Genomic DNA, 23,551 nt, shown 5'->3' with positions numbered 1-23,551 from the left:
TCACTGTCGTTCTCAAAATCGGTGGAGCTGCATGACAAGGTCATCGGGCATTATCTGAACATAAAACACTATCAGTAAGTTGGAGTCATTACCCATAAATGCTTGGTTCGTTATGAATCTAAAGTAAGGGCAGATATTCAATGTCGTTACGAAATTGCAAAAGTAGCATTTTGCGGAAAACAGTGGAAAAAAGTCATCACCCAGATAGATAAGGCTAGTTCTGATTTTTCAGCATTACCTATTAAATTAAAAATAATTTATCTTCAATCATTATACACTTTAAAATCTTTATCAAAAATGGAGGCCCTTTTTTCAACGTTATCTTCAGATGAACTTTTTAATTATAAGTTATTAAACCTAAAATTCAATATGCTTATTTCACTCAGTAAATGGGAGGATGCATATACTATATTACATAGTATGGAGTCGCGTACACCAGACGTAGTTTATTGGGAAGCGTTATGCTTAAAAAATATGGGGGAATTTGAACTCGCTTTCACTACTCTTTTGGACTACAAACCGATTGATACCGTATCGGCATGGCAACTGCGTGCTGAGTTAGCGCAGTTAAATGATAATTGGGAAGATGCTTATAAATGTTCACTGAGAGCACAATGGAAAGTAAATGGAGAGGTAAACATAACATCATCTGAAATTGAAAGTCTTGTGATGTTGAGGAATCACTGATTTATTATTGAATGGGGAGTGTTCTCCCCATTATAAATTTTATGCTTGATCTTTTTTAATGAAGTAAGGTTGATTAAATGCAAGATAATATAATTATAGATTCTATTAATAGTCTTGAAGACTCTAAAATTAATCTTTCTGGAAAAGGAAATGTTTTATATATCGAAGATGGTGTCAATTTACGAGGTTCTAATATTTCATTCAATGGCAACAATAGTGTTGTATATTTGAGTAAGAGCAATAATCCATATGTTATTAATTTGGTTGTAAATAGTAATAATGTTGTTTTTTTTGGAGTCGATAATTATTTTAACGAAAGAATGGTGATTATAGCCTCAGAATGTAAACATATTCTTATCGGGGGGAATTGTTTATTTTCTTTTGGTGTGGTAATTAGAAATGCTGATGCACACTTGATATATGATATTAATACTCAGAGCCGAATTAATGATACTCAAAGTATATATATAGGGGATCATGTTTGGATTGGACAAAATACTCTTTTGCTTAAAGGTACTGTAATTGGCTCTGGTAGTATTTTGGGGGCAGGGAGTGTGATCTCAAATAAAATAGTGAGTTCTAATTCTATATGGGCTGGCAACCCAGCAAAAAAAATAAAGGATAATATATTTTGGTCAGGAGAATGTGTGCACTCTTGGGATAAAGAAAGAACAAATAAATATTCTCTTAAAGAAAATAGCTATCCTTTTAGTTCTGACGGAAAAACAATATCACCAGAACGTTTTGACAGAGTACTTAGCTCATTAAAAACCTCTAATGAACGTCTGGATTTCCTTACTAAATATTTTGTTGGAAATGTAAATAGATTATTTATAGCTTAATTGTAATATTAACTGCTATCAATGATAACATATTTTTTATTACTAACATCTATCTTGTATACTAAATGATTAAATAAAGTTATTGTATTCAATCTATATCACTGCAAGAACCATTTCCCTTCAGTAATCTTTTCCTGATGAGTCGCCTGATACTGCACCATTTCAGGTGATTTCCTGCCATAGAAGACAGCATTTATCTGGGTATTCATTCTCAAGTAGGCGCTAAATTTCTTAAATAGCACCGCATCGGGCTTAAAGTGTGCGCTCCAATACTGATTGAGATGCCCCTGATACGTTAAGCCCTTAATGTCATACAACGCATTCCCCATCACTTTTAACGGTTTATTGTGTATCAGCGCAGAGATCCCGGCGGTGCTATTGATTGTAATCACCGCCTTTGCATGACTAAGCATGCGCGGCATCGGCAAGTCGTGCACGTAGATCACTCGGTTACTTATGGCATACTGCTTGCCCAACTTTTTAATCAATGGTCCATACAGACGATGCCCACGGTCCATCGGATGGTGTTTGAACACGAGATAATCGGCTGCTGATGCTTTTTTTGAAAATGAAAACATAACGTCATTGATGTAGTTACGCACATCCTTATAGGGGCTGTGGTTGCGTATCTGGCTATCGTTATAGACCTGTAAGATGGCCAGGAAGTAGCGCTTATCTAGCGATGTCCGCAGTAGGTCCATTACGTGGCGCTCTTTGTATCGATACCACTGTTTACGCCAGCCTGCACGGATCCAGCATTTACCTTCATACCACGGAGAGAAGACCTTATGGTGCCGATACTCAGGAAATTGAGCCTGATGCTGCCAACTCACGAAGTAATACCACATTGCATGCCAGATACGCAGTCTGGTTGAGGGTTTTAAACTGTGCACCACAAGTTCAGGGCGCTCGGATAGGTGGCGATAGAATTCTGGATCCCTTGGAATCGAGGAATAGGCATTAACCCCGCCGCTTTCCAGAGTAATAAAATGTGGCCGCAGATACCCTTCTTCAAAAGCCAGGAAACGTACACCTTTAGCCTGCGCCCAGCGTTTAGCCGCTTGATGAAGTCGTCGGCAGTCTCCGAAACACAGGATGGTGTCGAATGGGTATGTCTGCCACGTCTCTTTTAGCCAGTGTGGAAATTTTTCCGGTGTCTGCGTATACATCAGATACTGCCGTTTACGGCAATAAAAGCGGTCGCCGGCGTTGAATACCACATTCGTGGCTTCTCGCCCTTGGGACTCCAGCCATTCCGCCATATCGTTGAAGAACGGCCCCATAGGCCCCTGCAATAGCAGATAACGTTTTCCTGAGAGGAGTGTATTGATTGTATTACTGTTCATAGAGAATCCCTCTCGATGTTAGTTCTTCATGGCTTTAAGCAGCATCTGCAGTTTGCGACCCTGCCGCTGCATATACTGAGCAGAGCCGCGCGCTACTCCCAGGTCTTGCCTTTTTTGCGCAAGCAGCCACTCCATCGCCATTTCCGGCGAGATACTCTGCTTAGAATCTGGGTGGATGTAGGTGGGGTAACTAATCAGCGTTTGGTACAGCAGATCGTTGATGGTGAGACGACGTTTACGGCGCTCGCAGGTGTACTCGTCGGTTGTCAGCCCCCAGCCAGCATAGAAGGGCATGCCGTAGCAAAAGACCATTTTTCCATGTATCAGAGCTTCAAATCCTGACAGTGAAGTCATTGTGTGAACTTCATCAACTTGTTGAATACATTCGATAATGTCGGCATCCCGCGCCACGCAATCGGCGAGGTTACTCATCTCTTCGTCCGGGATATGACCTGGACGATTACCTACAAGGACATCAGGATGTGGCTTGTAGACAATATAAGCTTCCGGATTACGCTCCCTGACGGTACGCAGCAACATCCGATTGGTATTGATTGTTAAGGCTCCCCGAGCGATAGAGGCATCGTTCTCAACTTGTCCGGTGACTAGCAGTGTGCGCCTGTCAGCCGCACTGGCTGGAATTGTCCAGCGTGCTCCAAGGTTATATTTACTCAGTTTGCTCGTAATAAGCTTCTGACGTAGCACTTCTGTCCGCTGCTGCTGCTCGATCGTTAGCTGCGAATGGATGAGTGAATGTTCGAGATCGCTGGGGCGATTAGCGTCGTAGTAAATACCGGTTTTATCCAGTACGAGTGATAGCGGTGGTTGTAAATCTGAGCCCAGCCCGGAAGAGCGCAAGAAGCCATCCTCCATTCGCCAGATGGCGATATCATACTGGAGTGCTTTCTGCCGCCAGCGCTGTTCGCCTTTGATTCCCCAGACAACACAGACGCTGGCTTCCCGTCCCTTATGTGAGAAATCGACGCTGTTGCTCGACGTCTTCAGAAACGGCTTAACTATGCTGCTTTTCCATAACGACATGCCTGGTGCCCAGAGGTGGCCGCTGCGGGTAAGCAGGTGCTTGCGCTGCAGGCGGAGATACTCGAGCACATTGAACAAGGTACCAGGGCGTCCCGTATAGGGATCGATGTAGCGGGTGTATTGCAACCAGGCGGCGGCAATTAGCGCACTCAATGGAGCATAGCCCCGCCGAGCCGATATTTCGTGAGCCTGTGGATGCCTGTCATCAGTCAAACCCCATCCGGCATACCACGGCAGGCCAAAGCAGATGACCTTTTTTCCTGCCATCAGTGCTTCAATTCCGTACTGCGAGGTAACGGTATAGACGTGAGAGACCTGATGCAGCAGAGATTGTGGGCTGAAGTCTTTTGTTATTAATCGGATTCGGGGATCGGCCGTCAGTGACTCAAAATAACCTGTTTTTTTACCTGTGAGCACATCCGGATGCGTTTTAACCCAAATCTCGCTGTTAGGGTGCTCCTTCTTTGCGCAGGAGAGCATGGCTGCGAACTGCCGATCTGTCGCCCCTCCGAGCGTGACGGAAACATCGCCGAAGGTTTGGTCAACAACCAGCACTACATCAGTATGATGGGTTTCATTGAAACGAGGTGCATGGTTGTATTTTGAAAGATCGTTTTCGACAATGAACGCCGCAGCGCGCTGTGCTTCTTGCTGCAAGACAGGTGTTTTGGCTTCATGCTTAATCAACATTTCCAGGCGGCTAGGACGCAGGGCATCGTAATAAATCCCTAGATCGTCAACGATCATGCCTAACGGCGGCGTGCCGTTAACGCCTAACCCTAATGACCGCGTAAAACCATCCTCCAGACGTAGCACCGGCAGCCCGGCTTTTTGTGCTCGCTCAATGGGGCGCTGGGAAGTAGGGCGCTCGCCCCAAACGGCAATAGCACCTACTTCGCCAGGAATAGTGGATAAAGGGGACAGCTTGCAGCACGCTTCGCCTAAAAAACTCTGAAGGTGCGGAATCTGCCAGATACCTGAAGAGTAGATGCCTATCATCCTGAACGGCTTCCGTATTGGTGTTCTGTTGGTGGCGGAGTTTCTCCGCCACGCCATGATTGTTACAGTTCCAGAATGACCTTCGCCGCCACCGCCATCTGGTAAAGGATGGTGGAAATGCCGCGTGTGACTTCCAGATTCTTGGTTTCGTATTTTGGTAGCACCATAATCTCATCGCCTGGAATGATGTCATCGACGTCGTCGGCATCCACCGCCGAACCATCCTGGTGAATCACGATAATTTTTGACTGTCCAGATTTCTGCGTCAGACCGCCGCACTTCTCGATGTAATCATCCACATCGAGCTTCTTATCCCAGGAGATGGCATTTGGGAACAGCACTGAACCGTGGATCATGACCAGCGATGTTTTTTCTGGGATGGTAATGACGTCGCCATCTTCCAGAATCACGCTGTCGAGATTGTTTTCGTTAAGCACAACCTGGCCTTTAGGCACAACATTGCGTGCTTTGGCGACGAAGCGGCTCACAAGCTGGGCTTCCTGAACGCGCAGGCGAGCCTCTTCTTGAGTGGCCGATTGTGAGGAAAGGGAGGCTTCCTCCAGTTTCTGCAATGAGGTATTGAGCATCTCTTTTTGGCGAACCGCGACCGAGTGGCGGTAGAGCTGGATGCTGCTGAGCTGCGACATGCTGTTCGGTTTGAGCTGCGCCAGTACCTGCTTCATCGTCGAACCGTACGGCAGCACGACCGCATGCTCACCGGAGTGAGCACCTTCAATACGGACCTGGATAGTGCCGGCGTAACGGTCGGAACTGATGATCAGCTTATCTCCGTCCTGCAGCATTTTTCCCGAGGCGCTACTCAACGGATAGTACTCGGTCCGCTTCATCGCTCCTTGCTGGCGGATGATGGTAAAGTGTGTGGCGCCAGGTTTTGGCCGCGACCATTCGAGCGCTTCAACTACAGGAATGCTGCTGTCGTGGAACTCGAAGTCGTAGCTGTTATATACGTCACCTTCTACGCTAAAGGTGTACTGGCGAGGGCCAACGACAATCGTGTCACCGTCAGAGAACTGCGACAGATTCAGTGAACCGTTGAGCAGGAAGTCATACAGATTGACGTGCGAGCGCACGCTTTTTCCACGCTTTACGGTGATATCAACATAGCTTCCGCGATCGCTATCGACGCCTCCTGCCTTACTCAGGTAGGACAGCAAGGAATCGGAGGCCACGCCGCCGTAAAGTCCTGGGTTTCTGACATAGCCGGTGACGAATACTTTTACCGGCTGCGCCTGCAGTAGAGAGGCATAAACGTTGACGTTAGACTGATAAACCTCTTTGATTTTGGCTGTCACCAGGCTGTTGAGCTGGCCGTTGCTGACACCTGTCACCTTTAACGGGCCGACGTTTGGTACGAAAATATTCCCTTTAGGGTCGACGGCAAGCGCGCCGTCAAAATTAAACGCCCCCCATAGCCGAATTTGAATGGTATCTCCCAAGCCAATGATATAGCTCGGGTTAAAACCAATGCTGCTTCCACTATCGGCAGTGGCACCGTTGAACAGTTGGGCACCAAACATGCGACTTAATGGCTGCGCGAGTATGGGCTCAGGCGTATTATCGAAACCGTCGTTGTTAGCGTTCTGAGCTTTTGCTACCAGCATTTGCGATAATCCTGCAGCACCCGTGAGCTCCGGGTCAGCGGTAATACCCACCGCCAGCGCCTGACAGGATTGCAGAATGCTCAATATAAGAATCGTTTTAACTAATTTCATAATAGGCTCTGTTAATAATATTGGCGGTTCATTAGTCTTTGTGATCTTCAATAATGGCGATCAACAATTTGGCTGTGCCAAACAGCAGACAACACACCAATAACCAACTGGCTAAGAGATACGGTACGTTTGGAAATTGGGATTCTTGTGGTAGCTGAGGTGAGCTAATCACGGACAGCGTTTTTAATTTTCGAGCGCTTTCCAGACGTGTTTTTTCGATGGCCTGTAGTGCGAGCGCATATAAATCAGTATCAAATTTCACCGTTGTTTTCAGGTCTTCGAAATCGGCGGCCATGCTGTTAAGCTTTTTACCGTCCGGGGCAGTAATTTTATTTTGTTCAACGTCGATCTGCGCCTGTAAGGATTTAATCGCGTTTCTGGAACTGACAACCTGAGGGGCATCTTCGCGTAAATAGGTCAGTAGGTTACGCAGGTCTGCTTCCATCTCAATTTTTTTAGTGATAAGCGCATTGACCAGGGTGGTTGCGGCTTCGGCAGAAGCCGCTGGATCGAGTACATTATTATTGTTCTGATATGCCAGTAGTTGGCTCTTGCTGGTGTTCAGGCGCGCTTTAGTTTCCTGTAGCTGCTCTTCGGCAAACAGCATCTGTTCGCGGGCAATCTTATGTGACAGTTCGTTGATAAAACGCTCAGACTCTTTTAGCACCGTCTGGTTAAATTCCTGAGCGAACGCCGGCGTAAAGCCCTGCGTTTGGATAGACAGCAACCCGGTTTTCTCGTCGTAATCGACGGACAGGCGGGAGCGGTAGTACTCAAGGTACCGTTCTGCGGTAATATCGGCGGGCAGATAGAAGAGGAAATCCCAGCCGCTCTGGCTAAACGCCTGGTGGAAATTGAGTTTCTTATCCAGCGCTTGTTGCATATCCGGCGAGTTGATGTACTCCTTCAGATACAGCGAGTCTTCAGCGGAGGAGGGGTTAGATGCCCCCAGCAGCAGGCCGAAGTTGAGACTGGAGCTGTCGAGATCGTTAGGGCGCTTGACCGCAACCTTGGACTCGCTGACATAGCGAGGCTGGCTGAAAATTACCAAATAGATAATCAGTAGACACATAGGGGCCGCGATAATGGCTTTCCATAAATGGCGCTGAATATCGATTTGCCGACATCTTTTTATTACTGCGCGGGCCAGTTTTTTCTTTCTGGTCAAAAAACGGCTAAACAGCACTTTATTTATTTTCATGAGTTATTGATTTTTTTGTTGGATTTGTTAAGTGAATAAATAGATTGGGTGCGAGTGGATTCATCCGCTCCATTTATTTATTCCATCCATTTCATATAACGCATGATGTTCGGTATGTTCAAACATCTCATTCCTTTGTGATATTTTGAATAATGGTCTGTATCCAATGGGTTTTTATCTTGGATAATCTTAATGAATGGTTTCTAATCCTGAAACGATACGGCATTTTTAGCACAGTCGTTAAGGCATCACAATAGTGATTATGTATTACGAGTTCGTCTTGCCGTTGTTTTATTATCACTGCTTATGGTTAAGGTGAAAATACAGTGGTGTTTATAGATGGAATGAGGCTTTTCAATATCCATGTGAATATTTTAATTTCTTCTTCAAACTGCATTAAATATTATTAGGTGTGATTTATTTCATATGAAATCATGAGGTTTTTATGTCTGAGATAATTACTGTAAATGAAAGTGTGAAGTATATATGAACTAAATTCTCTTGGTTGCACGGTGGGAGGTTCAGGGGATTTGGGGAGTATATGTCAATAATAAAACGGGAACAGGAGACCCTGTTCCCGCCAATCGGTTTTACTTCGCGATACGCTTGTACTTGATACGTTTTGGCTCTAGCGCATCTGCGCCCAGCGTACGTTTCTTGTACTCTTCGTATTCGGTAAAGTTACCTTCGAAGAATTCCACTTTACCTTCATCCTGGTAGTCCAGAATGTGGGTCGCGATACGGTCAAGGAACCAACGGTCGTGCGAGATAACCATGGCACAGCCTGGGAATTCCAGCAGGGCGTTTTCCAGCGCGCGCAGGGTTTCGATATCCAGGTCGTTGGTTGGTTCATCGAGCAGCAGCATGTTACCGCCAACCTGCAGCAGTTTTGCCAGATGCAGACGACCACGCTCACCACCGGACAGCTCGCCGACGCGTTTGCCCTGATCAACACCTTTGAAGTTGAAGCGGCCAACGTAGGCGCGGCTTGGCATTTCGGTGTTGCCTATCTTCATGATATCCAGCCCGCCGGAGACTTCTTCCCAAACGGTTTTGCTGTTATCCATTGCGTCACGGAACTGGTCAACGGAGGCTAGCTTCACGGTCTCGCCCAGCGAGATAGTGCCGCTATCAGGCTGTTCCTGACCGGACATCATGCGGAACAGCGTGGATTTACCCGCGCCGTTCGGACCGATGATACCGACGATAGCGCCTTTCGGTACCGAGAAGCTTAAATCGTCGATCAGTACACGATCGCCATAGGATTTACGCAGATTGCTCACTTCAACGACTTTATCGCCCAGACGTGCTCCTGGTGGAATAAACAGTTCGTTGGTTTCGTTACGCTTCTGGTATTCGGTATTGTTGAGCTCTTCAAAGCGTGCCAGACGGGCTTTGCCCTTAGACTGACGGCCTTTAGCGCCCTGACGTACCCACTCCAGCTCTTTCTCAATGGATTTACGGCGAGCCGCTTCCTGAGAGGCTTCCTGAGCCAGACGCTGATCTTTCTGCTCCAGCCAGGAGGAGTAGTTGCCTTCCCAAGGAATACCTTCACCGCGGTCCAGCTCGAGGATCCAACCAGCAACGTTATCGAGGAAGTAACGGTCGTGGGTAATTGCCACAACGGTGCCTTCGAAGTCATGCAGGAAGCGTTCCAGCCATGCCACGGACTCAGCATCCAGGTGGTTAGTTGGTTCATCGAGCAGCAGCATGTCTGGTTTTTCCAGCAACAGGCGGCACAGCGCCACGCGGCGGCGTTCACCACCGGACAGCTTCTCAACTTTAGCATCCCAATCCGGCAGACGCAGGGCATCAGCCGCACGCTCAAGCTGCACGTTCAGGTTGTGGCCATCGTGTGCCTGAATAATTTCTTCGAACTTGCCCTGTTGCGCGGCGAGTTTATCGAAGTCGGCATCCGGCTCAGCGTATTTTGCATACACTTCATCCAGGCCTTTCAGTGCGTTAACCACTTCGGCAACCGCTTCTTCAACGGATTCACGAACGGTATGTTCCGGGTTCAGTTTTGGTTCCTGTGGCAGATAACCAATCTTGAGACCAGGCTGTGGGCGAGCTTCGCCTTCGATATCGGTATCGATACCGGCCATGATGCGCAGCAGGGTGGATTTACCGGCGCCATTCAGGCCCAGAACACCGATTTTTGCGCCAGGGAAGAAGCTCAGTGAGATGTTTTTAAGAATATGACGTTTCGGCGGAACCACTTTGCCGACACGATGCATGGTATAAACGAATTGAGCCACGTGGACTTCGCCTCTTTTATAGTGATGAATAGAGTTTTCAAAGGCGAAGTGTAGCTGTTTTCCCCCTTCAAGCCCAGCAGGCAAATTCAGCGGCGCAAATACACCGATAAAACGTAAAAAAGTGTTCATTACGTGGAACATTTAGCCATCAATAGTTAGCATAAATCTATTACGCGGCACGATGCTGCACTGACGTAACGTGACAACGAGGAAGAGCCTGTGGAAACAGCCAAACAATTTACGTGGCGTCTGCTGGCAGCGGGTGTCTGCCTGCTGACCGTCAGTAGCGCGGCCTACGCTGACTCACTGGATCAACAGCGCAGCCGCTATGCGCAAATCAAACAGGCGTGGGATAACCGCCAGATGGATGTGGTTGAGAGCTTAATGCCAACTCTGCGCGACTATCCGCTGTACCCCTATCTGGAATATCGTCAGCTTTCCGGCGATCTAATGAATACGCCCGCGCTGGCTGTGACCAACTTTGTGCAGGCGAACCCGACGTTGCCACCTGCCCGGACGCTTAAAAACCGCTTTATCAATGAACTGGCGCGCCGCGAAGACTGGCGTGGCCTGTTGGCCTTTAGCCCGGACAAGCCGGGCACCGCAGAAACGCAGTGTAATTATTACTACGCCAAATATACCGTGGGTGATACTCAGGGGGCCTGGGAAGGGGCAAAAGCGCTGTGGCTGAGCGGGCAAAACCGCCCGAATGCCTGCGATAAGCTGTTCAGCGCCTGGCGCTCGTCCGGCACCCAGGATCCACTCGCTTATCTGGAACGCATTCGGCTGGTGATGAAAGCCGGTAATACCGGGCTGGTGAAAGCGTTGGCTTCTCAGATGCCCGCTGAATACCAGACCATGTCTACTGCGATTACCGACCTGGCAAATAATCCCAACAATGTGCTGACCTTTGCCCGCAGCACGGGGGCGACCGATTTTACCCGCCAACTGGCGGCGGTGGCCTTTAGCAGCGTGGCACGCCAGGATGTTGAAAATGCGCGCTTGATGATCCCATCGCTGGTGCAAGCGCAGCAGCTTAACGAAGAGCAGACCCAGGAGTTGCGCGATATTGTCGCCTGGCGCCTGATGGGGTCTGACGTGACCGACGAGCAGGCTCGCTGGCGTGATGATGCGATTATGCGCTCGCAATCGACCTCGCTGGTTGAGCGTAGGGTTCGTATGGCCTTGGGGACTGGAGACCGAACAGGGCTGAACACCTGGCTGGCACGATTGCCAATGGAAGCGAAAGAGAAAGACGAGTGGCGCTACTGGCAGGCTGACCTGTTGATGGAGCAGGGCCGAGATAACGAAGCCCGACAAATTTTACTGTCACTGATGCAGCAGCGTGGTTTTTACCCGATGGTCGCAGCACAACGACTGGGTGAACCCTATACGCTACGCATAGATGAAGCTCCGGGCGCAATCGCTTCGACGCTAACCAGCGGCGCGGAAATGGCGCGTGTTCGCGAGCTGATGTACTGGAATCAGGACAACACTGCCCGCAGTGAGTGGGCCAATCTGGTCAGCAGCCGCAGCCAAACCGAGCAGGCGCAGCTGGCGCGCTATGCCTTTGACCAGAACTGGTGGGATCTCAGCGTACAGGCAACGATCGCCGGTAAGCTGTGGGACAACCTGCAGGAACGTTTCCCGCTGGCTTACAAGGATCTGTTTACGCGCTATACCTCGGGTAAAGATGTACCGCAGAGCTACGCGATGGCCATTGCACGTCAGGAGAGCGCGTGGAATCCGAAAGTGAAATCACCGGTGGGCGCAAGCGGGCTGATGCAGATTATGCCGGGCACTGCGACCCATACGGTGAAGATGTTTAATCTGCCGGGTTACAGTAATCCAATCCAGTTGTTAGATCCGGAAACCAATATCAATATCGGCACTAGCTATTTGCAGTACGTTTATCAGCAATTTGAAAATAACCGCATCTTTGCTTCGGCGGCGTACAACGCCGGTCCTGGTCGGGTACGTACCTGGCTTGGCAATAGCGCCGGACGAATTGACGCGGTGGCATTTATCGAGAGCATTCCGTTCTCGGAAACGCGTGGCTACGTGAAAAACGTGCTGGCCTATGATGCCTATTATCGCCACTTTATGGGGGAGAAAGAGGAGATCCTGACCCGCAATGAGTGGCAACGTCGTTACTGATATTGCAGACCTGTGTTATGCTTGTACTCGCTTAAGAGTACATGCATAACACGGTGGCCTATTATGACCCAACAATCCCCTTATTCAGCCACGGTTGCTGAACAGCGTAACCAGGAGTGGCTTCGCTTTGTGGAGCTTCTGCGTCTGGCGTATACCGACGAGCTTGCTCTGCCGTTGTTGAATTTAATGATGACCCCGGATGAGCGTGAAGCGCTGGGGACGCGCGTGCGGATTATCGAAGAATTACTGCGCGGTGAAATGAGTCAGCGAGAGCTGAAAAATGAACTTGGCGCGGGGATTGCGACAATCACCCGCGGCTCGAACAGCCTGAAGTCGGCACCGGTTGAACTGCGCCAATGGCTGGAAGAGACGTTACCGAAAACGCAATCGCAGACGGAATAGCGGCGCGAGTGCCGAACATTGCCTCGCCGCAGTTAGCCGGATAGCCTTTTGTCGCCATCCGGTAATCTGGCTAGCGATTATTGACGGTAAAGGTCGTTATGAAAAGGGCTTAGCGCCAGTACCACTGCCTGATGATAAACGCTGCTGCGGGTCAGCGCGCCGGCGGTAAATACGCCAATCGCCCCTTCCTTATTGCCAATCTTATCGATCCCGGTGTATTTCGACATGACCGGTCCCAGCGCTTCACCTGCGCGAACCTGTTCAAGGATGGCTTGTGGCAATGGCAGCGTAGCGGAACGCGCCTCTCCACGCTGGTCGCGGCTTTCAATCACCACCCAACTGAAGGTTGCACCTTCATCAATTCCCGCTTCAATAGCCACCCAAAAATCAGCTTCAGGCTTTACCTGGCGCGCATTAGCCAGCCGATTACGCGCGCCAGCACGAGTTTCTTCGCTGCCAAAAGGCTGCTCTGGTACGCCGGTTTCAACGGAAATGGCGTCGATATGACAGGATCCTTCACCAAAAATCTGGTCAAATGCGGCAAGAATTGCCTGAATTTTGGCAGGATTGGTGGTAGCTACAATAACTTGATGCATAATCTATACTCGTCGTATTTCATGTTGCAGGTATTTTGGCTGCGTTCGTTCACGCAAATCACCGATTTGAGTCAGCTCATCGTGATTCGCTTGCCTGCCATCTTCCCGTAACGCGAAACTCGCAGAGAATCACAACCCATACAATAAAATGTCATCGCAGTATAACGGATAAAAAACATGTTACAGGTATATCTTGTTCGCCATGGCGAAACGCAGTGGAACGCCGAACGGCGTATTCAAGGCCAGTCCGATAGTCCTCTGACGGCTAAAGGTGAGTTACAGGCGGTGCAGGTGGGAGAACGCGTGCGTTCCTACGGCATCACCCACGTTATCGCCAGCGATCTGGGCCGTACGCAGCGTACCGCCGAGATCATTGCCGATGCCTGTGGCTGTGGCGTGACGCTGGATGCCCGCCTGCGCGAGCTGGATATGGGCATTCTGGAACAACGTCATCTTGATTCACTGAGCGCACAGGAGGAAGAGTGGCGTCGGCTGGTGGTGAATGGCACGCCAAACGGCCGTATTCCTGAAGGTGAGTCGATGCAGGAACTCAGCGAGCGTATGCGTGCCGGGCTTACCGCTTGCCTTAATCTGCCGGCTGGAAGCCGCCCGCTGCTGGTGAGCCACGGGATTGCGCTGGGCTGTCTGGTGAGTACGATTCTGGGATTGCCTGCGCACGCGGAGCGTCGGTTACGTCTGCGTAACTGCTCAATTTCGCGGGTAGATTATCAGGAAAGCCTGTGGCTGGCGCCGGGATGGGTCGTTGAAACGGCAGGGGATATCTCACATCTGGATACCCCTGCATTGGACGAGCTACAGCGTTAACGGCGAATCGGGATCAGGTATTCGCAGCGCAGCATAATCGGCGGTTCCTGGTTCCGGGCTTCATCCTGCGGGAAGAAACGCTCGATATCCTGGCCTTTACGGCGGGTCAGGTTGAGCATTGGCATGCAGGTGCCGTAGAGCGTCAGGATAAACTCCTGTAGCCCTGTGCCCAGACCTTCGTAGGTGAACATCACATACTCACCGCCTTCAAGGGTAACAGGATGAGCATTGTTGATGTGACCGTTTGCCAGCTCCTGCGTTAGTGCGGTGGTATAGAATACTTCCTGCTCGTCATCTTTCTCCTGACTTGGACGTGGCTCATGCAGCCCGTACAACGTCGGTGGAATAGATGGTGAATTGCCGAGGAAGTCGGTCCAGAACTGTACGCGCATCTGCTGACGGAACTCGGAAATCTCTTCCAGTTTGCAGGTGTAGCTTTGGGTTACGCCCATCAGATGAGTGGTTGGCTGCGTGACAAATTCGTATTTTGGCATCGTAAACTCGCCCAGACGCAGCGGCGGTCGCATACCGAATGAACTCCAGTCCGGAGAACGACGGTACAGCGCTGGCGTCAGCGAGAACTGCTTTTTAAAGGCGCGGGTAAAGGTTTGCTGAGAGTCAAAACGGTATTGCAGCGCGATATCGAGAATCGGGCGCGCTGTCAGGCGTAACGCAACGGCAGATTTGGATAAACGACGGGCGCGAATGTAAGCACCAATGGCATGGCCGGTAACGTCTTTGAACATACGTTGCAGGTGCCATTTGGAGTAACCGGCTTTTGCCGCCACATTATCCAGCGATAATGGCTGGTCTAAATGACCTTCCAGCCAAACGAGGAGATCGCGAATAATTCCAGCCTGATCCATATAATACCCTCATCCTTAATGTCTTAGGTGCCTGTTACCAAGGTAGCGGATAATAGCACCTTTTGCTGTTTTAGCATTCAGTGTTTTTTTTATGCATAAGTGCGTTTTTACATTAGAAATGAGGCTGTTTTTTGCAAAGCTGTGATCTTTAAACACTTTCCTGCTGGATGTTGAATAGTCACTTAACTCAATAAATGAAAATGGTAACAATATGAAATACAACAAATTAATGGCTGGCCTGTTACTGGGGGTCTTCAGCCTGGGCGTGCATGCAGAGCAGATTGGTTCTGTTGATACGGTTTTCAAAATGTTTGGCCCTGACCACAAAATCGTCGTCGAAGCCTTCGATGACCCGGATGTCAAAAACGTCACCTGCTATATCAGCCGGGCGAAAACCGGCGGTATCAAGGGCGGATTAGGTCTTGCGGAAGATACCTCCGATGCGGCGATTTCCTGCCAGCAGGTAGGGGCGATTGTGCTGACCGATAAAATCAAGAATGGCAAAGCGCAGGGTGAGGTGGTATTCCAGAAACGGACATCTTTAGTGTTTAAGAAGCTGCAGGTGGTTCGTTTTTATGATGGGAAACGTAACGCGCTGGTTTATCTGACTTATTCCGATAAAGTCGTTGATGGTTCACCGAAGAATGCGATCAGTGCGGTGCCGATTATGCCGTGGGGAGATGAAGCCGGGTCGGCAAAATAAGGGGGAAATGAAAACGGCGCTGAAAGCGCCGTTTTTTGTTTTCTTATTCCTGCAGCTCGCCGCAGAAACGATAACCTTCGCCGTGGATCGTGGCGATGATTTCCGGTGTGTCCGGCGTAGACTCGAAATGCTTACGGATGCGACGGATGGTCACGTCAACTGTACGGTCGTGTGGCTTCAGCTCACGGCCAGTCATTTTCTTCAGCAGTTCAGCACGGGACTGAATTTTGCCCGGGTTTTCGCAGAAGTGCAGCATGGCGCGGAATTCGCTACGCGGCAGCTTGTACTGTTCACCGTTCGGGCTCACCAGAGAGCGGCTATTGATGTCCAGCTCCCAGCCGTTGAACTTGTAGCTTTCTACGCTACGACGTTCTTCACTGACGGTACCCAGATTCATGGTACGAGACAGCAGGTTGCGCGCACGGATGGTCAGTTCACGCGGGTTAAATGGCTTGGTGATGTAATCATCTGCGCCAATTTCCAGACCGAGGATCTTGTCGACTTCATTGTCGCGGCCGGTCAGGAACATCAGGGCGACATTCGCTTGTTCACGCAGTTCGCGCGCCAGCAGAAGGCCGTTTTTCCCCGGCAGGTTGATATCCATGATTACCAGGTTGATATCATTCTCAGACAGGATCTGATGCATTTCCGCGCCATCGGTCGCTTCGAAAACATCGTAGCCTTCTGCTTCGAAAATACTTTTTAACGTGTTGCGTGTTACCAACTCGTCTTCAACGATAAGAATGTGCGGGGTCTGCATGTTTGCTACCTAAATTGCCAACTAAATCGAAACAGGAAGTACCAATAGTCCCTGACCTGCCTAATGCATGTCGAAAATTAACATGATCGGCGTAACATGACTAAAGTACGTAATTGCGTTCTTGATGCACTTTCCATCAACGTCAACAACATCATTAGCTTGGTCGTGGGTACTCTTCCCTCTGGACCCGACAGTGTCAAAAACGGTTGTCATCCTAACCATTTTAACAGCAACATAACAGGCAAAGAGGCACCAGACCGCCAATAAACCTACGCTTCGTTGACATATATCAAGTTCAATTGTAGCACGTTAACAGTTTGGTGAAATCATCACTCTTGAATGATAACGGCTATCACATTTTTTCCACAACTCAAGTAGTTGCACAGGTTAACTGATAAATGTGGTGAATCCAATTATTATTGTTCGATGGTAATGAAAATAGTTCGTATAAACATAGAGATATATGACTTCCATTAACATTCAAAAATGATAGTTTTGGAGGCAATTGATTAGCACTGTTTATATGTTATGAAACGTCATTTCATTGATTTTTGTTGCATTTTTGTAAATTCGCGCTGCGCAATATGTTGAACTACATCACATTATTGCCCGATAACAGTAAATTAAGAGAACTTTAAATGCGCTTATCTATTGTGCTGGTTTCACCAGCAAGAGCCGAAAATATCGGCGCGGCCGCCCGGGCGATGAAAACCATGGGATTTAACGATCTGCGTATCGTAGACAGCGTTGCACATCTGGAACCGGCGACCCGCTGGGTCGCGCACGGCTCGGGTGATATTATCGACGGCATTACCACCTATCCGACGCTCGAAGACGCTCTGCACGATGTTGATTTTACCGTTGCCACGACCGCCCGCAGTCGCGCTCGTTTCCATTACTACGCCACGCCGCAAGAACTGGTGCCGATGCTGACCGAGAAATCGCAGTGGATGAACCATGCCGCACTGGTGTTTGGCCGTGAAGATTCCGGGCTGACCAACGAAGAGTTGGCGCTGGTCGATGTGTTAACCGGCGTACCGATGGTGGCTGACTATCCGTCTCTGAACCTTGGCCAGGCAGTGATGGTCTATTGTTATCAGCTCTCTTCGCTATTACAAACCGCGAACGTCGCAGCAACGGCAGGTGACGAAAATCAACTGATTGCGTTAAGGGCTCGTATCACTGCCTTACTCGAGCGACTTGAGGTCGCCGGAGATGTAAAACTGGTTGATTGGCTGCAACAGCGTATTGGTTTATTTGAGCACCGCGATACGGCAATGTTGCATCGATTGCTGCATGATATTGAAAAAAATCTGCCAGAGTAAAATTCTGTCATCACGTTTTCATATGGCGTTATACCCCGGTATTTTGCTTATCTTATGGCTTTTACGGTGGTTTGTCGGCTCGAGCTCGGGCTGATATGAAGTGGTTTCGAAATGTGACGAAGTTAGAAATTAATTGACTTAGCTGGCCGGATACTTTAACCAATAGGGGTATAAGGCACAGACAGCTATTCTCGTCGTCTTTCAAGATACAGGTGCTGGCTTCGTTGGTTCACCCGAATCGCTTACAAAAGTAAGCACATCGGAGTTCGTTCGCTTGCCGCCTTCCTGCAACTTGAAACCCGCAGAGATATAAATAACAGAGAACACAACATCCATGATTCGCATCAGCAGCATTATGACAATTACGACCACCACTATTACCACAGGTAACGGTGCGGGCTGACGCGTACAGGAAACACAGAAAAAAGCCCGCACCTAAACAGTGCGGGCTTTTTTTTCGACTAAAGATCAAGGGGTCAAAACCATGCGAGTCTTGAAGTTCGGCGGTACATCAGTGGCAAACGCGGAAAGGTTTCTGCGCGTAGCCGACATTCTGGAAAGCAACGCCAGGCAGGGGCAGGTAGCAACCGTGCTCTCTGCCCCGGCAAAAATCACCAACCATCTGGTGGCGATGATTGAAAAAACCATTGGCGGCCAGGATGCGCTGACCAATATTTCCGACGCCGAACGTATCTTTGCTGAATTGCTCTCCGGGCTTGCCGATGCCCAGCCAGGTTTCCCGCATGCTGAACTGAAAGCCGCCGTTGACCTAGAATTTTCCCAGATTAAACACATTCTTCACGGCATCAGCCTACTGGGGCAGTGCCCGGATAGCGTTAACGCGGGCCTCATCTGCCGTGGTGAAAAGCTCTCTATCGCCATCATGGCGGGGCTGCTGAGCGCGCGTGGCCACAACGTCACGGTGATTAATCCGGTTGAGAAACTGCTGGCCGTCGGCCACTACCTTGAATCTACCGTCGATATTGCAGAATCAACCCGTCGCATCGTGGCAAGCCAGATCCCATCTGACCATATGGTGCTGATGGCGGGCTTTACCGCAGGTAACGAAAAAGGTGAGCTAGTGGTTCTGGGGCGCAACGGCTCCGATTACTCTGCTGCCGTACTGGCGGCCTGTTTACGCGCCGACTGCTGCGAAATCTGGACCGATGTCGATGGCGTATATACCTGCGACCCGCGTCAGGTACCCGATGCCCGCCTGCTGAAAAGCATGTCGTATCAAGAAGCAATGGAGCTTTCTTACTTCGGCGCCAAAGTGCTGCACCCGCGTACCATTGCACCGATTGCCCAGTTCCAGATCCCTTGTCTGATTAAAAATACCGGCAACCCGCAGGCACCAGGCACGCTCATTGGTGCCAGCCGCGATGAAGATGATCTGCCGGTCAAAGGCATCTCTAACCTCAACAACATGGCGATGTTCAACGTCTCCGGCCCGGGGATGAAAGGCATGGTTGGCATGGCCGCCCGCGTCTTTGCAACCATGTCACGCGCCGGGATCTCGGTGGTGTTGATCACCCAGTCTTCGTCTGAATACAGCATCAGTTTCTGCGTACCGCAGAGCGACTGTGCGCGGGCGAAAAAGGCGATGGAAGATGAGTTCTATCTGGAGCTGAAAGAAGAGCTGCTCGAGCCGCTGTCGATCATGGAACGCCTGGCGATCATCTCGGTGGTTGGTGACGGAATGCGCACTCTGCGCGGCATCTCGGCAAAATTCTTCGCCGCGCTGGCTCGCGCCAATATCAACATCGTCGCTATTGCCCAGGGCTCTTCTGAGCGTTCTATCTCGGTGGTTGTGAGTAACGATGATGCGGTAACGGGCGTGCGCGTCACGCATCAGATGCTGTTCAATACCGACCAGGTGATTGAAGTGTTCCTGATCGGCGTCGGTGGTGTCGGCGGTGCGCTGTTGGATCAAATCAAACGCCAGCAGGCATGGCTGAAGAAGAAGCACATCGACCTGCGCGTTTGCGGTGTGGCGAACTCCCGTGCGCTGCTGACCAGCGTACACGGGCTGAATCTGGAAAACTGGCAGGCGGAGCTGGCGGAAGCCAAAGAGCCGTTTAATCTCGGGCGCTTAATCCGTCTGGTGAAAGAGTACCACCTGCTGAACCCGGTGATTGTCGACTGTACTTCTAATCAAACCGTGGCTGACCAATACGCCGACTTCCTGCGCGAAGGTTTCCACGTGGTGACGCCGAACAAAAAGGCCAACACCTCGTCGATGGATTACTACCATCAGTTGCGCCACGCGGCAGGCCAGTCTCGGCGTAAGTTCCTCTACGATACCAACGTGGGTGCCGGTCTACCGGTGATTGAAAACCTGCAAAACCTGCTCAACGCGGGCGATGAACTGCAGCATTTCTCCGGTATCCTCTCCGGCTCGCTGTCGTTTATCTTCGGCAAGCTCGACGAAGGTATGAGCCTGTCGGAAGCGACGAAAGTGGCACGTGAAATGGGCTATACGGAACCCGACCCGCGTGATGATCTGTCGGGCATGGACGTGGCGCGTAAGCTGCTGATCCTGGCGCGTGAAACCGGGCGCCATCTTGAACTGAGTGATATCGTGGTTGAATCGGTGCTGCCGGAAAGCTTTGATGCCTCCGGCGATACTGAAAGCTTTATGGCGCGTCTGCCGCAGCTGGACGATGAGTTTGCTGCCCGGGTGGCGAAAGCGCGTGATGAAGGTAAAGTACTGCGTTATGTTGGCAACATTGAAGAAGACGGCGTTTGTCGGGTGAAAGTTGCCGCGGTGGATGGCAATGACCCACTGTATAAAGTGAAAAACGGCGAAAACGCATTGGCGTTCTATAGCCATTATTATCAGCCGCTTCCGCTGGTGCTGCGCGGCTATGGCGCAGGTAACGATGTTACGGCGGCAGGGGTATTTGCCGATCTTCTGCGCACGCTTTCATGGAAGTTAGGAGTTTAAACATGGTTAAGGTCTATGCCCCGGCTTCCAGTGCCAATATGAGCGTCGGGTTTGATGTCCTGGGCGCGGCAGTGACGCCAATTGACGGCAGCCTGCTGGGCGATAACGTAACGGTTGAGGCGGCAGACCGCTTCAGCCTGCAAAACCTGGGGCGCTTTGCGGATAAGCTGCCAACCGAGCCACATGAAAACATCGTTTATCAGTGCTGGGAACTGTTCTGCCGGGAAATAGGTAAAGAGATTCCGGTGGCGATGACGCTGGAAAAAAATATGCCGATCGGCTCAGGACTGGGCTCCAGCGCCTGTTCCGTGGTGGCGGCGCTGGTGGCGATGAATGAACATTGCGGCAAGCCGCTGGATGAAACCCGCATGTTGGCCCTGATGGGCGAGCTGGAAGGGCGTATCTCCGGCAGCGTGCACTATGACAACGTGGCGCCGTGCTATCTTGGCGGAATGCAGCTGATGATCGAAGAGAATGGCATCATCAGCCAACAGGTTCCTTGCTTTGACGAATGGCTTTGGGTGCTGGCTTATCCGGGCATCAAAGTCTCCACGGCGGAAGCGCGAGCCATTCTGCCGGCGCAGTATCGTCGTCAGGACTGTATTGCTCATGGCCGTCACCTGGCGGGCTTTGTTCACGCCTGCTACTCCCGTCAGCCTCAACTGGCGGCAAAATTGATGAAAGATGTCATTGCGGAACCGTATCGTACCAAACTCCTGCCGGGCTTCAGCGAAGCGCGCCAGGCGGTGGCCGGTATTGGCGCAATTGCCTGCGGTATCTCCGGTTCTGGGCCGACGCTGTTTGCCCTGTGCGATAAAGCGGAGACGGCGCAGCGCGTGGCCGACTGGCTTGGCCAGAATTACCTGCAGAATCAAGAAGGTTTTGTTCATATTTGTCGACTGGATACAGCCGGCGCACGAGTCGTGGGATAACCGATGAAACTCTATAATTTAAAAGATCACAATGAGCAGGTCAGCTTTGCGCAGGCCATTACTCAAGGGCTTGGTAAACATCAGGGATTGTTCTTTCCGCACGATCTGCCGGAATTCAGCCTGACCGACATTGATGACCTGCTGACGCAGGATTTCGTCGCCCGTAGCGCGAAAATTCTTTCCGCGTTTATCGGCGATGAAATTCCACAGGCCGAGCTGGAGCAGCGTATTGGTAATGCATTTACCTTCCCCGCGCCGGTGAACAAGGTGCAGGAAGATATCGGCTGCCTGGAGCTATTCCATGGCCCAACCCTGGCGTTTAAGGATTTTGGCGGCCGCTTTATGGCGCAGATGCTGACCCTTATTGCGGGTGAAAAGCCGGTAACTATTCTGACCGCGACCTCTGGCGATACCGGTGCGGCGGTGGCGCATGCCTTCTATGGCCTGCCAAACGTCAAGGTAGTGATTCTGTACCCGCGCGGCAAAATCAGCCCGCTGCAGGAAAAACTGTTCTGCACCTTGGGCGGCAATATTGAAACCGTGGCTATCGACGGCGATTTCGATGCCTGCCAGGCGCTGGTCAAACAGGCCTTCGATGACGAAGAACTGAAGGTTGCACTGGGCCTCAACTCCGCGAACTCCATCAACATCAGCCGTCTGCTGGCGCAGATTTGCTACTACTTCGAAGCGGTGGCTCAGCTGCCGCAGGAAGCGCGCAATCAGCTGGTGGTTTCCGTTCCGAGCGGAAACTTTGGCGACCTGACTGCTGGCCTGCTGGCAAAATCATTAGGCCTGCCGATTAAGCGCTTTATTGCTGCGACTAACGCCAACGATACTGTGCCGCGTTTCCTGCAGGACGGTAAATGGGCGCCAAAAGCGACTCAGGCGACCCTGTCTAACGCGATGGACGTCAGCCAGCCGAACAACTGGCCGCGTGTGGAAGAACTGTTCCGCCGTAAGATCTGGCGTCTCAACGAGCTGGGCTACGCCGCAGTGGACGATGAAACCACCAAAGCGACCATGCGCGAGCTGCAGTCGCTGGGCTACACCTCCGAGCCACACGCTGCTATTGCCTACCGTGCGCTGCGCGATCAGCTTCAGCCGGGCGAGTATGGGCTGTTCCTTGGCACTGCGCATCCGGCGAAGTTCAAAGAGAGCGTGGAAGAGATCCTGCACGAAACGCTGCCGCTGCCAAAAGCGCTGGCGGATCGCGCCGACCTGCCTCTGCTATCGCATAACCTGCCGGCTGACTATGCCGCACTACGTAAGCTAATGATGGACAAGGCGTAACGTCTCCGTTTCCCCTTTCTGAACGGAGGGGGAAATAGGGAGAAATTATGTAGAAATTCCGTAGGGAAAAAGGAGAAATTCCCAATAAATGCGGGAGGTTACAATATAGGATTGCGGAGAATAACCAACTGGGGTTCACCACGGTAAGCTCTCTTCATCGGCCATATTGGCAAATGATGAACAAAGGAGTTCCCCATGTTAAAACCTGCGATGTTTGCACTGGCAATGATGCTGGCAGCTCCGGTAATGGTACAGGCCGCGGAGATAACGCTTATCCCGGCGGTGAAGCTACAGATTGGCGATCAGGATAATAGCGGGCGCTATTGGGATGGCGGTAACTGGCGTGATCATAGCTGGTGGAAAGATCACTATGAATGGCGGGATAACCGCTGGCACGCTCATACCCCACCGCCACAACCGCATCACGATAACCGCGATCATTATGACAACCGTGGGCATGACAATCGCGGTCCTGGTAACGATCATCGCGACGATCATCGTCCACCGCCAAATCATCGTTAATCCGCAAAAAAAGCCCGGCAATGCCGCAATGTCGATCAGTTAAGGATCGGTTGACCGATCCTTAATCTGCGGCACTATAACGGCTTCCATAACAGGGAGCCGTTTTCTTATGCCACTTC

The 23,551-nt window shown here is 50.7% G+C and carries 21 protein-coding genes, 1 pseudogene and 1 other annotated feature; of the genes and pseudogenes, 14 read left to right on the top strand and 8 right to left on the bottom strand.

The window, feature by feature from the left end; all coding sequences use genetic code 11:
• The 3 genes from ABOC97_RS23160 to ABOC97_RS23150 all read left to right on the top strand — a co-directional run.
• A partial coding sequence (locus ABOC97_RS23160; protein WP_001401901.1) for an IS1 family transposase occupies nucleotides 1-78 on the top strand: 78 nt, incomplete at its 5' end.
• Between the two features lie 24 nt (nucleotides 79-102).
• A complete protein-coding gene (locus tag ABOC97_RS23155; RefSeq protein ID WP_349602150.1) occupies nucleotides 103-687 on the top strand; it encodes a hypothetical protein in 585 nt (194 codons plus the stop codon).
• A gap of 77 nt (nucleotides 688-764) precedes the next feature.
• The gene (locus ABOC97_RS23150) at nucleotides 765-1,529 is read left to right on the top strand and encodes an acyltransferase (protein ID WP_349602148.1); all 765 of its coding nucleotides are present in this window, start codon (nucleotides 765-767) and stop codon (nucleotides 1,527-1,529) included.
• Nucleotides 1,530-1,627: 98 nt separating this feature from the next.
• Here the strand turns inward: ABOC97_RS23150 and ABOC97_RS23145 are convergent, their stop codons facing one another.
• From ABOC97_RS23145 to ettA, 5 genes are all read right to left on the bottom strand, one after another.
• Nucleotides 1,628-2,875, bottom strand: coding sequence for a capsule biosynthesis protein (locus ABOC97_RS23145; RefSeq protein ID WP_349602146.1), 1,248 nt, complete (start codon nucleotides 2,873-2,875; stop codon nucleotides 1,628-1,630).
• A gap of 18 nt (nucleotides 2,876-2,893) precedes the next feature.
• Entirely contained in the window at nucleotides 2,894-4,915 is a 2,022-nt protein-coding gene (locus tag ABOC97_RS23140; RefSeq protein ID WP_349602144.1) for a capsular polysaccharide biosynthesis protein, read from the bottom strand.
• A 62-nt stretch (nucleotides 4,916-4,977) separates the two neighbouring features.
• Nucleotides 4,978-6,648, bottom strand: a complete 1,671-nt coding sequence (locus ABOC97_RS23135; protein WP_349602142.1) for a polysaccharide biosynthesis/export family protein — start codon at nucleotides 6,646-6,648, stop codon at nucleotides 4,978-4,980.
• Between the two features lie 31 nt (nucleotides 6,649-6,679).
• Nucleotides 6,680-7,849 carry a capsule biosynthesis protein gene (locus tag ABOC97_RS23130; RefSeq protein ID WP_349602141.1) on the bottom strand — a complete coding sequence of 390 codons (1,170 nt, stop codon included), beginning with the start codon at nucleotides 7,847-7,849 and terminating at the stop codon, nucleotides 6,680-6,682.
• Between the two features lie 590 nt (nucleotides 7,850-8,439).
• Nucleotides 8,440-10,107 carry an energy-dependent translational throttle protein EttA gene (gene ettA, locus ABOC97_RS23125; RefSeq protein ID WP_234507385.1) on the bottom strand — a complete coding sequence of 556 codons (1,668 nt, stop codon included), beginning with the start codon at nucleotides 10,105-10,107 and terminating at the stop codon, nucleotides 8,440-8,442.
• 219 nt (nucleotides 10,108-10,326) lie between these two features.
• On the opposite strand from ettA, the gene sltY reads away from it, so the two are divergent.
• Nucleotides 10,327-12,264 carry a murein transglycosylase gene (gene sltY / locus ABOC97_RS23120; protein WP_349602139.1) on the top strand — a complete coding sequence of 646 codons (1,938 nt, stop codon included), beginning with the start codon at nucleotides 10,327-10,329 and terminating at the stop codon, nucleotides 12,262-12,264.
• Between the two features lie 63 nt (nucleotides 12,265-12,327).
• Complete coding sequence (gene trpR, locus ABOC97_RS23115; protein ID WP_349602137.1) at nucleotides 12,328-12,666, top strand: trp operon repressor; 339 nt, start codon at nucleotides 12,328-12,330, stop codon at nucleotides 12,664-12,666.
• A gap of 77 nt (nucleotides 12,667-12,743) precedes the next feature.
• Here trpR and yjjX read toward each other — a convergent pair whose 3' ends face one another.
• Complete coding sequence (gene yjjX / locus ABOC97_RS23110) at nucleotides 12,744-13,262, bottom strand: inosine/xanthosine triphosphatase (RefSeq protein WP_349602135.1); 519 nt, start codon at nucleotides 13,260-13,262, stop codon at nucleotides 12,744-12,746.
• 177 nt (nucleotides 13,263-13,439) lie between these two features.
• Between yjjX and gpmB the strand changes: the two genes are divergently transcribed.
• Complete coding sequence (gpmB, locus tag ABOC97_RS23105; protein ID WP_234507379.1) at nucleotides 13,440-14,087, top strand: 2,3-diphosphoglycerate-dependent phosphoglycerate mutase GpmB; 648 nt, start codon at nucleotides 13,440-13,442, stop codon at nucleotides 14,085-14,087.
• Here gpmB and robA read toward each other — a convergent pair.
• A complete protein-coding gene (gene robA, locus ABOC97_RS23100; RefSeq protein WP_349602133.1) occupies nucleotides 14,084-14,953 on the bottom strand; it encodes an MDR efflux pump AcrAB transcriptional activator RobA in 870 nt (289 codons plus the stop codon). The two genes, gpmB and robA, sit on opposite strands and share 4 nt — an antisense overlap.
• Before the next feature lie 211 nt (nucleotides 14,954-15,164).
• Between robA and creA the strand changes: the two genes are divergently transcribed.
• Entirely contained in the window at nucleotides 15,165-15,656 is a 492-nt protein-coding gene (gene creA / locus ABOC97_RS23095) for a protein CreA (protein ID WP_349602131.1), read from the top strand.
• A 43-nt stretch (nucleotides 15,657-15,699) separates the two neighbouring features.
• Here the strand turns inward: creA and arcA are convergent, their stop codons facing one another.
• Entirely contained in the window at nucleotides 15,700-16,416 is a 717-nt protein-coding gene (gene arcA, locus ABOC97_RS23090) for a two-component system response regulator ArcA (RefSeq protein WP_015966004.1), read from the bottom strand.
• A 96-nt stretch (nucleotides 16,417-16,512) separates the two neighbouring features.
• Between arcA and yjjY the strand changes: the two are divergent.
• The 7 genes and pseudogenes from yjjY (at nucleotide 16,513) to ABOC97_RS23060 (ending at nucleotide 23,432) form a co-directional block, all read left to right on the top strand.
• Nucleotides 16,513-16,654 (top strand): annotated as a pseudogene (yjjY, locus tag ABOC97_RS23085) (YjjY family protein).
• A 400-nt stretch (nucleotides 16,655-17,054) separates the two neighbouring features.
• Nucleotides 17,055-17,741, top strand: coding sequence for a tRNA/rRNA methyltransferase (locus tag ABOC97_RS23080; RefSeq protein ID WP_349602128.1), 687 nt, complete (start codon nucleotides 17,055-17,057; stop codon nucleotides 17,739-17,741).
• 334 nt (nucleotides 17,742-18,075) lie between these two features.
• Nucleotides 18,076-18,144 carry a thr operon leader peptide gene (gene thrL, locus ABOC97_RS24095; protein WP_072129079.1) on the top strand — a complete coding sequence of 23 codons (69 nt, stop codon included), beginning with the start codon at nucleotides 18,076-18,078 and terminating at the stop codon, nucleotides 18,142-18,144.
• Nucleotides 18,083-18,200 (top strand) — a sequence feature (Thr leader region). (Overlaps the previous gene by 62 nt.)
• Before the next feature lie 25 nt (nucleotides 18,201-18,225).
• Nucleotides 18,226-20,688, top strand: a complete 2,463-nt coding sequence (gene thrA, locus ABOC97_RS23075) for a bifunctional aspartate kinase/homoserine dehydrogenase I (protein WP_349602126.1) — start codon at nucleotides 18,226-18,228, stop codon at nucleotides 20,686-20,688.
• A gap of 2 nt (nucleotides 20,689-20,690) precedes the next feature.
• Nucleotides 20,691-21,620, top strand: coding sequence for a homoserine kinase (gene thrB / locus ABOC97_RS23070; protein ID WP_349602124.1), 930 nt, complete (start codon nucleotides 20,691-20,693; stop codon nucleotides 21,618-21,620).
• 3 nt (nucleotides 21,621-21,623) lie between these two features.
• Nucleotides 21,624-22,910 carry a threonine synthase gene (gene thrC, locus ABOC97_RS23065; RefSeq protein ID WP_349602122.1) on the top strand — a complete coding sequence of 429 codons (1,287 nt, stop codon included), beginning with the start codon at nucleotides 21,624-21,626 and terminating at the stop codon, nucleotides 22,908-22,910.
• 195 nt (nucleotides 22,911-23,105) lie between these two features.
• Entirely contained in the window at nucleotides 23,106-23,432 is a 327-nt protein-coding gene (locus ABOC97_RS23060; RefSeq protein ID WP_349602121.1) for a DUF2502 domain-containing protein, read from the top strand.
• Nucleotides 23,433-23,551 lie beyond the last annotated feature (119 nt).

Origin of the sequence: Kluyvera huaxiensis, from assembly GCF_040149365.1 — a bacterium.
Lineage (GTDB): Bacteria > Pseudomonadota > Gammaproteobacteria > Enterobacterales > Enterobacteriaceae > Kluyvera > Kluyvera intermedia_A.
The sequence above is the reverse complement of the archived record's forward strand: the minus strand, read 5'-3'. Positions and strand labels throughout refer to the sequence as shown.

Excerpts from the sequence above, each read along its gene's own strand:
- ABOC97_RS23150 (WP_349602148.1), top strand. The coding sequence starts at position 765 with ATGCAAGATAATATAATTATAGATTCTATTAATAGTCTTGAAGACTCT.
- ABOC97_RS23145 (WP_349602146.1), bottom strand. The coding sequence starts at position 2,875 with ATGAACAGTAATACAATCAATACACTCCTCTCAGGAAAACGTTATCTG.
- ABOC97_RS23140 (WP_349602144.1), bottom strand. The coding sequence starts at position 4,915 with ATGATAGGCATCTACTCTTCAGGTATCTGGCAGATTCCGCACCTTCAG.
- ABOC97_RS23135 (WP_349602142.1), bottom strand. The coding sequence starts at position 6,648 with ATGAAATTAGTTAAAACGATTCTTATATTGAGCATTCTGCAATCCTGT.
- ABOC97_RS23130 (WP_349602141.1), bottom strand. The coding sequence starts at position 7,849 with ATGAAAATAAATAAAGTGCTGTTTAGCCGTTTTTTGACCAGAAAGAAA.
- trpR (WP_349602137.1), top strand. The coding sequence starts at position 12,328 with ATGACCCAACAATCCCCTTATTCAGCCACGGTTGCTGAACAGCGTAAC.
- yjjX (WP_349602135.1), bottom strand. The coding sequence starts at position 13,262 with ATGCATCAAGTTATTGTAGCTACCACCAATCCTGCCAAAATTCAGGCA.
- gpmB (WP_234507379.1), top strand. The coding sequence starts at position 13,440 with ATGTTACAGGTATATCTTGTTCGCCATGGCGAAACGCAGTGGAACGCC.
- robA (WP_349602133.1), bottom strand. The coding sequence starts at position 14,953 with ATGGATCAGGCTGGAATTATTCGCGATCTCCTCGTTTGGCTGGAAGGT.
- creA (WP_349602131.1), top strand. The coding sequence starts at position 15,165 with ATGAAATACAACAAATTAATGGCTGGCCTGTTACTGGGGGTCTTCAGC.
- arcA (WP_015966004.1), bottom strand. The coding sequence starts at position 16,416 with ATGCAGACCCCGCACATTCTTATCGTTGAAGACGAGTTGGTAACACGC.
- ABOC97_RS23080 (WP_349602128.1), top strand. The coding sequence starts at position 17,055 with ATGCGCTTATCTATTGTGCTGGTTTCACCAGCAAGAGCCGAAAATATC.
- thrA (WP_349602126.1), top strand. The coding sequence starts at position 18,226 with ATGCGAGTCTTGAAGTTCGGCGGTACATCAGTGGCAAACGCGGAAAGG.
- thrB (WP_349602124.1), top strand. The coding sequence starts at position 20,691 with ATGGTTAAGGTCTATGCCCCGGCTTCCAGTGCCAATATGAGCGTCGGG.
- thrC (WP_349602122.1), top strand. The coding sequence starts at position 21,624 with ATGAAACTCTATAATTTAAAAGATCACAATGAGCAGGTCAGCTTTGCG.
- ABOC97_RS23060 (WP_349602121.1), top strand. The coding sequence starts at position 23,106 with ATGTTAAAACCTGCGATGTTTGCACTGGCAATGATGCTGGCAGCTCCG.